Raw genomic sequence first — 13,291 nt, forward strand, 5'->3', positions numbered from 1 at the left:
GAGGAACCATGCCAAATCCGTTGTACGACAGGCTGTTCGGGCGCTACGCCGGACAGCAGACGCCGTTCCTGCACCTGCCCGACGGGTCGGTGATCGCGCACGACGCCTTCCTGCGGATGGCCGCCCGGTTCGCCCACGCGCTGACGGCGCAGGGGCTGACCCCCGGCGACCGGCTGGCCGTGCAGCTGGCGAAATCGCCCGAGATGCTGGCCGTCTATGCCGCCTGCGCGCAGGCCGGGATCATCTTCCTGCCGCTGAACACCGCCTATACCGCCGCCGAGGTCGATTACTTCGTCGGCAATTCGGGCGCGAAGCTGGTGTTGTGCGACACCGCCGCCGAAGCCGCGCTTGTCCCCGTCTGCGCGGCGCACGGCGCGGCCCTGATGACGCTGGACGGCGACGGCACCGGCAGCTTCGCCGACGCGGCACAAGGCCTGCCCGAGACGTTCGACACCGTCGATCGTAGTGCCGACGATCTTGCCGCGTTCCTGTACACCTCGGGCACCACGGGCCGGTCCAAGGGGGCGATGCTGTCGCAAGAGAACCTGCTGTCGAACAGCGCCACGCTGGCTCAGGTCTGGCGGTTCACCGAAGACGATGTGCTGCTGCACGCGCTGCCGATCTTCCACACCCACGGGCTGTTCGTCGCGACCAACGTCACGCTGCTGGCGGGCGGGTCGATGATTTTCCTGCCGAAGTTCGACACCGACACCGTGATCGCCAACCTGCCGAAGGCGACGGCGATGATGGGCGTGCCGACGTTCTACACCCGTCTGCTGGACGACCCACGCTTCGACCGCGACCTTGTCGGCCACTTCCGGCTGTTCGTGTCGGGCTCTGCCCCCCTGCTGGCCGAGACGCACCGCCAGTTCGAGGACCGCACCGGGCACCGCATCCTTGAACGTTACGGGATGACCGAAACCAACATGAACACCTCGAACCCGTATGACGGCGACCGCCGCGCGGGCACCGTGGGACCGGCCCTGCCCGGGGTGGAACTGAAGGTGACCGACCCCGAAACCGGGGCCGAACTGCCAAGGGGCGAGATCGGGATGATCGAGGTGCGCGGGGCCAACGTGTTCCAAGGCTATTGGCAGATGCCCGAAAAGACGAAGGAGGAACTGCGCGAGGACGGGTTCTTCATCACCGGCGACCTTGGGCTGGTCGAGCCTGACGGCTATGTCACCATCGTCGGGCGCGGCAAGGACCTGATCATTTCGGGCGGGTTCAACATCTATCCGAAAGAGATCGAGCTGGTGCTGGACGATCTTCCCGGCGTCAAGGAAAGCGCGGTCGTCGGCGCGCCGCATCCCGATTTCGGGGAAAGCGTGGTGGCGGTTCTGGTGCCCGAGACGGGTGCCACGCTGGACCACGCCTTGGTCGCGCCGGCGCTGGCCGACCGGCTGGCGAAGTTCAAGCAGCCGCGCCATGTCGCGGTGGTGGACGCCCTGCCCCGGAACACGATGGGCAAGGTGCAAAAGAACGTCCTGCGCGACCAGTTCGCGGGGGTCTTCACCGATGGCTGAGCCGCACAGCACCGTTGTGCTGCACGACGTGGCGACGGGCCGAGAAGAGATCGCCTTCGAAACCGACGCGCTGATCGAGGCGCCGAACTGGTCGCCCTGCGGCAGCTTCCTGATCGTCAACGGCGACGGACACCTGTTCCGGCTGGACTTGGACGGGACACGGGCGCTGCAGCGGATCGACACCGGCGACCTGCGCAGCCTGAACAACGATCACGGCATCTCGCCCGATGGGACGACGCTGGTGGTCAGCGAAAGCCCTGCGCGCGGCACCTCGGTGATCTACCGTCTGCCCATCGGCGGCGGCACGCCCGAGCGGGTGACCGATCTGGCGCCGTCCTATTATCACGGCTGGTCGCCCGACGGCCTGACGCTGACCTACACCGCGCGGCGCGACGGCGTGTTCCAGATCGCGACCTGCCCGCTGGCCGGCGGCGCCGAGACGGTGCTGACCCAAGGCCCCGGCCACCGAGACGGCCCGGACTATACCCCGGACGGGCAATGGATCTGGTTCAACTCGGACCACCACGGCGGGCTGCCCGAGCTTTGGCGCATCCGCACCGACGGCAGCGGGCTGGAACGGATGACGGACGACGGCCGCGTGAACTGGTTCCCGCACCCGTCGCCGGACGGCAAGCTGGTCCTGTTCCTCGCCTACCCGCCCCACGTCGAGGGGCACCCGCGCGGCGAGGATGTGGAACTGAAGCTGATGCCGTCAAACGGCGGCGCGCCGTGGACGGTTGCGGCGTTCCACGGCGGTCAGGGGTCGATCAACGTGCCGAACTGGGCGCCGGACGGGGCACGGTTCGCCTATGTCCGGTACGAAAAGGAATAGCGGCGCACGGCCCCTACTGAAGCACGTCACCGCGCTGGTATTCTGCCCACTCGACGGTTCCGTCGTCATAGGTCAGCTCGATCCGCAGTTTCTCGACCGACTTCAGCGGGAACGTCGTGAACGGCAGGCGGTCGGCGGGGATGTCCGAGAACGCCTCGTCCCCTTCGCAGGGCGGCGTCTCCCACACGGCGGGTTTGCCTTCGTTGATCACGTAACGGATCTGGTCGATGCCGCAGCGGTAGACCTCGAGCATCGTGAAATACAGCAGGTCCTGCCCCTCGTACTCGCGCAGCGACACCCACTGCGGCTTGATCATCTTCAGGATCGGTTTGACCTGTTCGGCCGAGTCGAACTGTGCCTGCGCGGGCGCCACGCCAAAAACTGCCGCGGCCAGCGCCGCCATGATGATCCGCATCGAAAACCTCCTGCTTCAATTCATTCTTCCGGGAAACCCGCTTCCCGCCTATAGTCCGCCCAAAACGGGCAGGTAGCAGTAATATGGCGAAAAAGCCGGAAGAACGCCAAGCGTTCAACGTGATGATCGTCGGGCAGGACGGCCGTCTGGGCTATGAAGCGGCGCTGTTCGCCGCCAGCCTGCGCCAGTCCGACCCGGGTTTTGCCGGTCGCCTGTTCGTCGCGGAACCCCAGCCCGGCCCGTTGTGGAAAAGCGATCCGCGCATCTCCTCGCCCGAGCTTCGCGCCCTGCTAGCCGACTTGGACGCCGAGATCGTGCCATTCGAAAGCCGCAGCTTCGGGTCGCGCTATCCGCAGGGCAACAAGATCGAGGGCCTGTTCGCCCTGCCCAAGGGCGAGCCCTTCGTGTTCTTCGACACCGACACCTTGGTCACCGGGCCGCTGTCGTCGGTGCCCTTCGACTTCGACCGGCCCTGCGCGTCGCTTCGGCGCGAAGGCACCTGGCCGCAGCCCGAACTGTACGGGCCCGGCTATCACCAGATCTGGCAGTCGCTTTACGACAAGTTCGGCCTGGACATGGGCCCCACCGTCGATGCGACCGAGCCAGAGGAATACTGGCAGCGGTTCATGTATTTCAACGCGGGCTTTTTCTTCTACGCCTGCCCGCACGCCTTCGGCCGCCTGTTCCACGACTATGCCGTCGCGGTGCGCGACGATCCTCCGCGTGAACTTGTCGGGCAGGAAATGATGCCGTGGCTGGACCAGATCGTGCTGCCGCTGGTGATCCACGCGCTTGGCGGCGCGCGCCAGACGATCCCCGACGGTCTGCTGGACGGCTCTGTGACCTGTCACTATCGCCTGCTGCCGCTGCTTTACGCGCGCGAGGCGGACGCGGTGATCAAGGTGCTGGAAAGCGTCGCGGCGCCGAACCGGGTGAAGAAGGTGCTGAAGGAATACGATCCGATCAAGCGGATGGTGTTCCAGCGGAAGGGCGAGAAGGTGCGCGCATTGTTCGATCAGGACAACCTTCCCCGGCGCGAGCAGGTGATCCGCAACCGGATCAAGAAGGAAAAGTTGTGGATGCGCTGAGACCGCCAAAGGCCCAGCGCGGAGTGGCGGGCCGGTAAGCGCGTCACGCGCCCCCGGCCCTGCCGGATCAGAAGTTGTAGGTCACGCCAAGGCTGATGAACGGCACGACCGAGAAGTCGTCCAGATCGTCCTGATAGTCCTGGATGTCAGCCTCGAAATCGGCCTGTGCGCTGGCCGACAGCTGGTCCTGGCCCTGGGTCTCGATCTCGTACTGGGTGAACCGCGCGCCGCCTTCGACCACAAGACCCCAGCTGTCGTTGAACATGTGGCGATAGCCGATCGCCAGTACCGGCGAGACGTTGTTCTTCGCACGCACCGTGCCGGTGATGTCGCCTGCCAGCGACTCTCCGTCGATGGTGGGGGCGACCATGATGGCGTCGGCTTCGTACCCGCCAAAGGCCAGACCGCCGGACAGACGGAAGCCCGTGCCCATCACGTAGTAGTCCGCCATGACGGCGACCGAGGAAAACGACAGGTCGGTGTCGACGTCGTTATCATCGTATTCGTAGGTGTCGCTGAAATTGCCGAAGTACAGCGGCGTCCGCAGGTGGACGTCACGGTGCAGCTGAAAGTCCGGGGCGATGAAGACGCCAAGTGTCGAAACACCCGCTTCCAGTCCGAAGGACGACATGTCCTGAGCGGCGGCCTGCCCGGTCATGGCTGCCGTGGAAAGGGTGACCGAGGCGACAAGTGCTGCGGCGCTGCGGGTGAAATTCATGCTCTGCTATCCTCTGTGGGGCCGACGCGGCCCGGTCTTGATTGAAGGCAGAGTATCAACAGAAGGTTAATTTCCGCTAAGCGACGTAGCGGAAAGAAAGTTAACATGGTTAAGCGTTACTTCCGTGCAACGCCAAGTTGTCAACTTTACGTCCGGGGCCGCGGAAAACGGCCCCGGCGTGTCAAATCGAAGGTCGCGCGAAGGACTTAGCCGTAATAGGCGACCGGCGTCCCCGCCAAAGCGGACATGTTGAGAAGACCGCGCGCGGTGATCGACGGCGTCACAACGTGGGCGCGATTCCCCATGCCCATCAGGATCGGCCCGACTTCCAGCCCGCCGGCCTTCATCTTCAGCACGTTCCGCACCCCAGAGGCCGCGTCGGAAGACGCGAAGATCAGCACGTTCGCCGCGCCATCGAACCGCGAGCCGGGAAGCAGGCGGTCGCGCAGGGTCTGGTCCAGCGCGCTGTCGACGTGCATCTCTCCCTCGAACGCGAAATCGACCTGCTGTTCTTCAAGCAGTTCCATCGCCCGCCGCATCCGCAGACCGCTTTCGCTGTCCAGACTGCCGAACTGCGAATGCGAACACAGCGCGATCTTCGGTTCGATCCCGAACCGGCGGACGTGGCGCGCCGCGCCGATCGCCGTTTCGCAGATCTCTTCCGCCGTGGGCTGCTGGTGAACCTGCGTGTCCGCGATGAACAGCGGGCCGTCTTCAAGGATCATCAGCGACAGCGCGCCCACCGGGTGCAGCTTGTGGTCCGCCAGCACCTGACGGATGTAGTTCAGGTGCCAGCCAAACTGGCCGAAGGTGCCGCAGATCAGGCTGTCCGCCTCGCCCCGGGCCACCATGACCGACGCAATGGCCGTGGTGTTCGTGCGCATGATCGCACGCGCCAGATCGGGGGTGACACCGCGACGGGCCATGACCTGGTGATAGGTTTCCCAGTACTCGCGATAGCGCGGGTCGTTTTCGGGGTTCACAAGGTCAAAGTCGCGGCCCGGCCGGATCGCAAGGCCGGCCCGTTCGCAGCGCGCCTCGATCACCTCGGGGCGGCCGATCAGGATCGGCGTGTCGGTGGTTTCCTCGATCATCGCGCTGGCCGCACGCAGGACGCGCTCGTCCTCGCCCTCGGCGAACACGATGGACCGGCGTGCCGTCGCCGCCGCTTGGAACACCGGACGCATGATCAGGGCGGACCGGAACACCGACCCGTCCAGCCGCGCCTTGTAGGCCGCGATATCCTCCAGTGGCCGCGTCGCGACGCCCGACTCCATCGCCGCCTTCGCCACGGCCGATGCCACCACGCCGATCAGGCGCGGGTCGAACGGCTTGGGGATCAGGTAGTCGGCGCCAAAGCTCAGTTGTTCGCCCTGGTAGGCTGCCGCCGCCTCTGCCGAGGTGGTGGCGCGGGCCAGTGCCGCGATGCCCTCGATGCAGGCGATCTGCATCTCGTCGTTGATCTCGGTCGCGCCGACGTCCAGCGCGCCCCGGAAGATGAACGGGAAGCACAGCACGTTGTTGACCTGGTTCGGATAATCCGACCGCCCCGTCGCGATGATCGCGTCGGGCGATACCGCGCGCGCGTCCTCGGGCAGGATTTCCGGCGTGGGGTTGGCCAGCGCGAAGATGACCGGACGGTCGGCCATCTTGGCCACCATGTCCGGCTTCAGCACGTTCGGCCCGGACAGGCCAAGGAACAGGTCGGCGCCGTCGATCACCTCGTCCAGCGTGCGCAGGTCGCTGTCCTGCGCGTATTCGGCCTTTTGCGGGTTCATGTCCTCGGTCCGGCCCTTGTAGACCAGCCCGTGAATGTCGCACAGCCACACGTTCTCGCGCTTGACGCCCAGCTTCAGCAGCATGTTCAGGCAGGCGATGCCCGCCGCGCCGCCGCCGGTCGAGACGATCTTGATATCCTCGAACGCCTTGCCGGCCACCTCCAGCGCGTTGGTCGCCGCCGCGCCCACCACGATGGCGGTGCCGTGCTGGTCGTCATGAAACACCGGGATGTTCATCCGCTCGCGGCACAGCTTCTCGACGATGAAACAGTCGGGCGCCTTGATGTCTTCAAGGTTGATCGCGCCGAAGGTCGGTTCCAGCGCGCAGACGATGTCGGCCAGCTTTTCGGGATCGGATTCATTCAGTTCAAGGTCGAAGCAGTCGATGTTCGCGAACTTCTTGAAAAGAACCGCCTTGCCCTCCATCACCGGCTTGGACGCAAGCCCGCCGATGTTGCCAAGCCCAAGAACCGCGGTGCCGTTCGACACCACCGCCACAAGGTTGCCCTTGGCGGTATAGCGGCTGGCGGCCTGCGGGTCGGCCTTGATCTCTAGACAGGCCTCGGCCACGCCGGGGCTGTAGGCAAGCGACAAGTCGCGCCCGTTCGCCAGCGGCTTGGTCGCGCGGACCTCCAGCTTCCCCGGCTTCGGGTTCTCATGGTAATGCAGCGCCGTCTGGCGGAACGCGTCTCTGTGTTGGTCTGACACCTGTCTTCTCCCCGACTTCAGAGTCGCGCGCTGATTAGCGGGAAAATCTCCGGGCTGGAATGGCAGAATGCGAAACGGACCCGGCGGCGTCCTCCCTGCCGCCGGGTCCGCCGCTTACAGCCGGTCGCGCAGCCGGGCGATCCTGTCCTGCGCCTCGCGCCGGGTCAGGGTGGCCGCGAAGGGTTCCCCAAGACGGTCGGCAAGCGTCCGCAGTTCCGCAATCTGCAGGTCGGTCATCGGGGCGGCTTCGGCCTTCCGGTTGGCGGTGTCGAGGAATACGGGCGTGGCGCAGGCCACCACGTCCGCGGGGGTCTTCACATCTGACATTCAACGTCCTCCCAGTCCGTGGGCCAGTATAACGCGACGGAAGGATTCGGGCCAAATTTCCATCGGCAATTGTCCGCTGCCGCCCAAGCCCCTGACCGGGCGGGATTTCCAGTCCGCAAAGGCCGCGGTTCGCCGGACAGGCGCCCAAGGCCGCCGCATCTCGGCCCGCCGTCCGCGACACAGTCGGCCCGCCGCGCGCTTGGGGCTTGCGCTTCCAGCAGCGCCAAAGCAGGCTTGCCGGAAACGGTACAAGGTCCTGCCCATGCCCCTTCTCGACGACGCCGCCCGTGTGCGCGACAACGCCTACGCCCCCTATTCGAACTTCAAGGTCGGGGCGGCGCTGCGAACCGCGTCCGGCAAGGTCTTTGTCGGCGTCAACGTCGAGAACGCGGCCTATCCCGAAGGCACCTGCGCGGAAGCCGGGGCCATCGCGGCGATGATCGCCGACGGAGAGTTGGAGATCGTCGAGCTTGCCGTGATCGCGGACGCCCCGCGCCCGGTCGCACCCTGCGGCGGCTGCCGCCAGAAGATCGCCGAATTCGCCGCCCCGGAGACCGAGGTGACGATGGCCACGACGCGCGGCGCGATGAAGACCATAACGGTGGCCGACCTGCTGCCCGGCGCTTTCGAAAGCGGCGACATGGAACGGGACAAGGGCTGAGCCGTGGATGCCCGGGCGATCCTGTCGCGGCTGCGGCGCGGCGAACACCTGACCCCGGCCGAGATCGGCTGGTTCGCGGACGGCCTTGCCAGCGACGCCGTGAGCGACGCGCAGGCCGGCGCCTTCGCGATGGCGATGTGCTTGTCCCCCCGAACCGAGGAAGAGCGCATCGCCCTGACCCTCGCGATGCGCGATTCCGGCACGGTGCTGGACTGGGACCTGCCCGGCCCGGTGCTGGACAAGCATTCCACCGGCGGCGTGGGCGATTGCGTGTCGCTGTTGCTGGCGCCCGCGATGGCGGCGCTGGGAACCTTCGTGCCGATGGTATCCGGGCGCGGGCTGGGCCACACCGGCGGCACGCTGGACAAGCTTGAATCGATCCCCGGCCTGTCGACCGAGATCGACGAGGACCGCTTCCGCGCCATCACCGCCGAGGCGGGCTGTGCCATCGTCGCGGCGTCGGAACACACCGCCCCCGCCGACCGGCGCCTGTACGCGGTGCGCGACGTGACCTCGACCGTGGAATCCATCGACCTGATCTGTGCCTCGATCCTGTCGAAGAAGCTGGCCGCCGGGCTGGATGCGCTGGTGCTGGACGTCAAGGTCGGTTCCGGCGCGTTCATGAAAACGATGGAGGACGCCGTCGATCTGGCCGAGGCATTGGTCGACACGGCGAACGGCGCGGGTTGCCCTTCCAGCGCGTTGATCACCGACATGAACCAGCCCTGCGTCCCCGCCGTCGGCAACGCGCTAGAGGTGATGGAGGTGATGGAGGCCCTGACCTGTGGCGACACGGGTGGGCTGCTGTGCGACCTTACCGGCGACCTTGGCGGAGAGATGCTGCGCCTTGCCGGCATGGCCGACACCCGCGCGGAAGGCGCCGAAATGGTTCTTCAGGTCATCGCAAGCGGCGCGGCCGCCGAACGCTTTGGCCGCATGGTCAGCGCGATGGGCGGCCCGGGCGATTTCGTCGACCGCTGGCGCGACCGGCTGGGCTCGGCCCGTGTGATACAGGCGGTTCCGGCGCCCGAGGCCGGGTATCTGTCCGCCATCGACGGAGAGATGCTGGGCAACGCCGTGGTGCGCCTTGGCGGGGGCCGGATGCGGTCGGGCGACCGGATCGACCCCTCCGTCGGCCTGTCGGACATCGCGCTGCTGGGCGACCCGGTCGATGCCGGGGCGCCACTTGCCATCATCCACGCCGACAGCGACAAGGCGGCCGAACACGCCGCCGACGTGCTGTCGCGCGCCTTTACGGTATCGCCGGACGTCCCGGACCTGCCGCCCACCGTGTACCGGAGTGTCGGCTGATGCCTCGCGCCTTCCTTGTCGTCCTTGATTCCGTGGGCTGCGGCGGTGCGCCCGATGCAGCCGCGTTCGGGGACGAGGGCGCGAACACGCTGGCCCACATCGCCGCCGAATGCGCCGCTGGGCGCGCCGAAGAGGGCCGCAGCGGGCCGCTGGCCCTGCCCAACCTCGACGCGCTGGGGCTTGGCGCGGCGATCCGGCTTGCGTCGGGCGCGGCGACGCCGGGCCTCGACGCGACACCGCAGGGGCTGTGGGGCGCGGGCACCGAGGTGTCGAACGGAAAGGACACGCCCTCGGGGCATTGGGAACTGTCCGGCGTTCCGGTGCCGTGGGACTGGACCTATTTCCCCGAAACCGTGCCCTGCTTTCCCGACGATCTTGTCGCGACGGTCTGCGCCGCCGCCGGAACGGACGGGATCCTTGGCAATTGCCATGCGTCCGGCACCACCATCGTGTCCGAGCTTGGGGCCGAGCACATCCGCACCGGCTGGCCGATCTGCTATACCTCTGCCGACAGCGTGTTCCAGATCGCCGCGCACGAGGATCACTTCGGCCTCGACCGTCTGCTGGACCTGTGCAAGACGCTTGCCCCTACGCTTCACGCGATGAAGGTGGGCCGCGTCATCGCCCGGCCCTTCGTCGGCTCCGAGACCGAAGGCTTCACCCGCACCACCAACCGCAAGGACCTTGCCATCGCGCCGCCCAGCCCGACGCTGTGCGACTGGGCGCAGGCCGCCGGGCGGCGGGTGCAGGCGGTGGGCAAGATCGGCGACATCTTCTCGATGCGCGGGATCGACGAGGTGCGCAAAGGGGCGGACGATGTCCTTTTCGAACATTTGACGGCCTTTGCGGACGAAGCTCCTGACGGATCCTTTACCTTTGCGAACTTTGTCGAATTCGACAGCCTGTATGGCCATCGCCGCGACGTGTCCGGCTACGCCCGCGCGCTGGAATGGTTCGACGCCGCCTTGCCCCGCTTTCTGGATCGCCTGCGTCCCGGCGATCTGGCGATTTTCACCGCCGATCACGGCAACGATCCGACGTGGCGCGGCACCGACCACACGCGGGAACGGGTGCCGATCGTGGGATACGGGCTTGGCGCGAAGGAAATCGGCAATGTCGGCTTCGCGGATGTCGCCGCCTCTGTCGCCGCGCACCTTGGAATACCGGCGCAACCGCCGGGGAGGTCTTTCCTGTGAGCTTCACCGAATTGCCGAAGGTCGAACTGCACCTGCATCTCGAAGGCGGCGCCCCGCCCGCCTTCATCGCCGGGTTGGCGAAAGAGAAGAAGTTGGACATTTCCGGCATTTTCAAGCCGGACGGCAGCTATGATTACCGGGATTTCTGGCACTTTCTTGAGGTCTACGAAGCCGCTACCTCGACCCTGCAAACCCCGGACGACTACAAAAGGCTGACCCTCGCGGTGCTGGAAGAAAGCGCGAAGAACGGCGTGGTCTATTCCGAAACCTTCATCAGCCCCGATTTTTGCGGCGGTCGCGATCTGGGCGCGTGGCGGGAATACCTGCACGCGATCCAAGAGGCGGCGGACGAAGCCGAGCGCACGATGGGCGTCACCCTGCGCGGCATCGTCACCTGCATCCGGCACTTCGGCCCGGAGAAGGCCAAGGAGACCGCGCTGTGCGCCGCCGAGACCGCCGGCGACTGGCTGGTGGGGTTCGGCATGGCCGGCGACGAGAAGAAGGGCAAGCCGGCGGACTTCGCCTATGCCTTCGACATGGCGCGCGAAGCGGGGCTGGGGCTGACGGTTCATGCCGGCGAATGGGACGGCCCCGACAGCGTCCGCGATGCGCTTGACGCCCTGCGCCCCGCACGGATCGGGCACGGCGTGGCGGCTTGGCACGACAGGCACCTTGTCGAACGGCTGGCGCGCGAGAACATCGTGCTAGAGGTCTGCCCCGGGTCCAACGTTTTCCTGGGCGTCTATAAGCAACTTCACGACCACCCGATCGAGAAGCTGCGCGAGAACGGCGTCGCCGTCACGGTGTCGACCGATGACCCGCCGTTTTTCCACACCACGATGACGCGAGAGTTCGAGCAGCTTAACCGGGTGTTCGGCTGGAACGAGGAAGACTTTGGCTACCTCGCGAAAGAAGCCCTTGATGCCGCCTTCTGCGACGACGTAACCCGTGCGAAAATCCGCAAGAGACTGGAGCCTGCCGATGTATGATCACCTGACCGTCGTGAAACACCCGCTTGTGCAGCACAAGCTGACCATCATGCGCAAGCAGGACACCTCGACCGCGTCCTTCCGCCGGCTTCTGCGCGAGATCAGCCACCTGCTGGCCTACGAGGTCACCCGCGAAATGCCGATGACCACCGAAACCATCGACACGCCCCTGTGCAAGATGGAGGCCCCGGTGATCGAGGGGAAGAAGATGGCGCTGGTGTCGATCCTGCGGGCCGGCAACGGGCTGCTGGACGGCGTTCTGGAACTGATCCCCGCCGCGCGCGTGGGCTTTGTCGGCCTGTACCGCGACGAGGAAACGCTGCAGCCCGTGCAGTACTATTTCAAGGTGCCCGACAACCTTGGCGAACGCCTGACCATCGCCGTCGACCCGATGCTGGCAACCGGCAACAGCTCTGCCGCCGCGATCGACCTACTGAAGGAAGCGGGCGCCAAGGACATCCGGTTCCTTTGCCTGCTGGCCGCGCCCGAAGGCGTCGCCCGCATGAAAGAAGCGCACCCCGACGTGCCGATCATCACCGCCGCGCTGGACGACCACCTGAACGAGAAGGGCTATATCGTGCCCGGCCTCGGCGATGCGGGCGACCGGATGTTCGGAACCAAGTGATCCGGCTTGGGACTTTACCCACAGTCAGAATCCGTCCATGTTGGGATAACATCATGTGTGGGGGCACATTATGAAACGATTTAAGACCATTACCGCCACCGCCCTGTGTTTTGTCGCCGGTCTCGGAACGGCACAGGCGCAGTCCGTGGACGACATTACCGGCCCTGCCGAGGTTCCGCCGACCGATTACACGGGGAAAGAGTACGTCGACAGCAACGGCTGCATCTTCGTGCGCGCCGGTCTGGATGGCGCCGTGACATGGGTGCCGCGCGTCAGCAGCGACCGCCAGCTTCTGTGCGGCTACACGCCGTCGCTTGCCAACGCGCCCGTGCCGACGCCCGCACCGCTGGCCCAGCCCGCGCCGGAACCCGCACCTAGGGTCGTGACCGCGCCGCCGCCTGCCGCGACGACGCCCGCGCCAACCCCCGCGCCCACCATGGTCGCGACCAACGTGGTCCGCACCACGCCGCCGCCGCGCACGGTGACTGTTCACGCGCCCCCCGCCGCGACCCGCGTGGTGTGCACCTCGCAGTGCGGCCCCGGCCCCTACGTGCTGTCGGACGGCACCCGCGTCATCCACGTTCCGAAGCCGCCAGCGATCACGCCCCCGCCGGGCTATCGCATGGCGTTCGACCCGGAAGACGGCCGGTTCAACCCCTACCGTGGCCATGTCACGCCCGAGGGGTTCGTACAGATGCGGCTGGTCTGGACCGCCGGTGTGCCGCGCAAGCTGGTGACGCCCGAAACGGAACGCTACACCGTGATCAACGGCCGCCCGACGCCGGACCGCGAATACATCCTGACGCACGAGGCGCCCCACGGCCCGGCCTATACCGTGTCGACCAAGAACACCCCGCCCACCGGGCATCGGTTTGTCGAGGTCGGGGTCTTTTCGACCCCGGACAAGGCGCGCGCCGCCGCTGCGGGGCTGTCGCCGCTGGGCCTGCCGATGAACCTGTCGACCGCCCGGCGTGGCGGCACGGAGTATACCGTGCTTCTGGCCGGTCCGTTCGCCAGCACCGGCACTCTGTCGAACGGCCTGAGCATGGTGCGCGGCGCTGGCTACACCGGCGCGACCACGCGCCGCTAGGGCGACCGAAAACCGCCCAAAACCTGC

At 66.6% G+C, this 13,291-nt stretch carries 13 protein-coding genes; 9 read left to right on the forward strand and 4 right to left on the reverse strand.

Going from position 1 to position 13,291, the window contains the following annotated elements:
• Positions 1-8 precede the first annotated feature (8 nt).
• Positions 9-1,526, forward strand: coding sequence for a malonate--CoA ligase (locus tag P1K30_RS18605; protein WP_275634271.1), 1,518 nt, complete (start codon positions 9-11; stop codon positions 1,524-1,526).
• A complete protein-coding gene (locus P1K30_RS18610) occupies positions 1,519-2,358 on the forward strand; it encodes a TolB family protein (protein WP_275634272.1) in 840 nt (279 codons plus the stop codon). The genes P1K30_RS18605 and P1K30_RS18610 overlap by 8 nt, the downstream gene beginning before the upstream one ends.
• 13 nt (positions 2,359-2,371) lie before the next feature.
• Here the strand turns inward: P1K30_RS18610 and P1K30_RS18615 are convergent, their stop codons facing one another.
• Positions 2,372-2,773 (reverse strand): hypothetical protein, encoded by a 402-nt coding sequence (locus tag P1K30_RS18615; protein WP_275634273.1) that lies wholly within the window; start codon positions 2,771-2,773, stop codon positions 2,372-2,374.
• 83 nt (positions 2,774-2,856) lie between these two features.
• Here P1K30_RS18615 and P1K30_RS18620 point away from each other — a divergent pair, with 83 nt between their 5' ends.
• On the forward strand, positions 2,857-3,861 hold the full coding sequence (locus P1K30_RS18620) for an alpha/beta hydrolase family protein (RefSeq protein WP_275634274.1): 1,005 nt from the start codon (positions 2,857-2,859) through the stop codon (positions 3,859-3,861).
• Positions 3,862-3,928: 67 nt separating this feature from the next.
• Here the strand turns inward: P1K30_RS18620 and P1K30_RS18625 are convergent, their stop codons facing one another.
• From P1K30_RS18625 to P1K30_RS18635, 3 genes are all read right to left on the reverse strand, one after another.
• The gene (locus P1K30_RS18625; protein WP_275634275.1) at positions 3,929-4,579 is read right to left on the reverse strand and encodes a hypothetical protein; all 651 of its coding nucleotides are present in this window, start codon (positions 4,577-4,579) and stop codon (positions 3,929-3,931) included.
• Positions 4,580-4,785: 206 nt separating this feature from the next.
• Positions 4,786-7,065: an NADP-dependent malic enzyme gene (locus P1K30_RS18630; protein WP_275634276.1), complete on the reverse strand. Its 2,280-nt coding sequence runs from the start codon at positions 7,063-7,065 to the stop codon at positions 4,786-4,788.
• 114 nt (positions 7,066-7,179) lie between these two features.
• Entirely contained in the window at positions 7,180-7,392 is a 213-nt protein-coding gene (locus P1K30_RS18635) for a DUF3072 domain-containing protein (RefSeq protein ID WP_275634277.1), read from the reverse strand.
• Positions 7,393-7,654: 262 nt separating this feature from the next.
• Between P1K30_RS18635 and cdd the strand changes: the two genes are divergently transcribed.
• From cdd to P1K30_RS18665, 6 genes are all read left to right on the forward strand, one after another.
• Entirely contained in the window at positions 7,655-8,053 is a 399-nt protein-coding gene (cdd, locus tag P1K30_RS18640; RefSeq protein WP_275634278.1) for a cytidine deaminase, read from the forward strand.
• 3 nt (positions 8,054-8,056) lie between these two features.
• Positions 8,057-9,364: a thymidine phosphorylase gene (locus P1K30_RS18645; protein WP_275634279.1), complete on the forward strand. Its 1,308-nt coding sequence runs from the start codon at positions 8,057-8,059 to the stop codon at positions 9,362-9,364.
• Positions 9,364-10,560: a phosphopentomutase gene (locus P1K30_RS18650; protein WP_275634280.1), complete on the forward strand. Its 1,197-nt coding sequence runs from the start codon at positions 9,364-9,366 to the stop codon at positions 10,558-10,560. Before P1K30_RS18645 ends, P1K30_RS18650 begins: the two co-directional genes overlap by 1 nt.
• Entirely contained in the window at positions 10,557-11,549 is a 993-nt protein-coding gene (locus P1K30_RS18655; protein WP_275634281.1) for an adenosine deaminase, read from the forward strand. The genes P1K30_RS18650 and P1K30_RS18655 overlap by 4 nt, the downstream gene beginning before the upstream one ends.
• Positions 11,542-12,174 carry a uracil phosphoribosyltransferase gene (gene upp, locus P1K30_RS18660; RefSeq protein WP_275634282.1) on the forward strand — a complete coding sequence of 211 codons (633 nt, stop codon included), beginning with the start codon at positions 11,542-11,544 and terminating at the stop codon, positions 12,172-12,174. The genes P1K30_RS18655 and upp overlap by 8 nt, the downstream gene beginning before the upstream one ends.
• A gap of 70 nt (positions 12,175-12,244) precedes the next feature.
• Positions 12,245-13,264 carry an SPOR domain-containing protein gene (locus P1K30_RS18665; RefSeq protein ID WP_275634283.1) on the forward strand — a complete coding sequence of 340 codons (1,020 nt, stop codon included), beginning with the start codon at positions 12,245-12,247 and terminating at the stop codon, positions 13,262-13,264.
• Positions 13,265-13,291 lie beyond the last annotated feature (27 nt).

Source organism: Psychromarinibacter halotolerans, assembly GCF_029168315.1.
In the GTDB taxonomy this organism is placed as follows: Bacteria; Pseudomonadota; Alphaproteobacteria; order Rhodobacterales; family Rhodobacteraceae; genus Psychromarinibacter; species Psychromarinibacter halotolerans.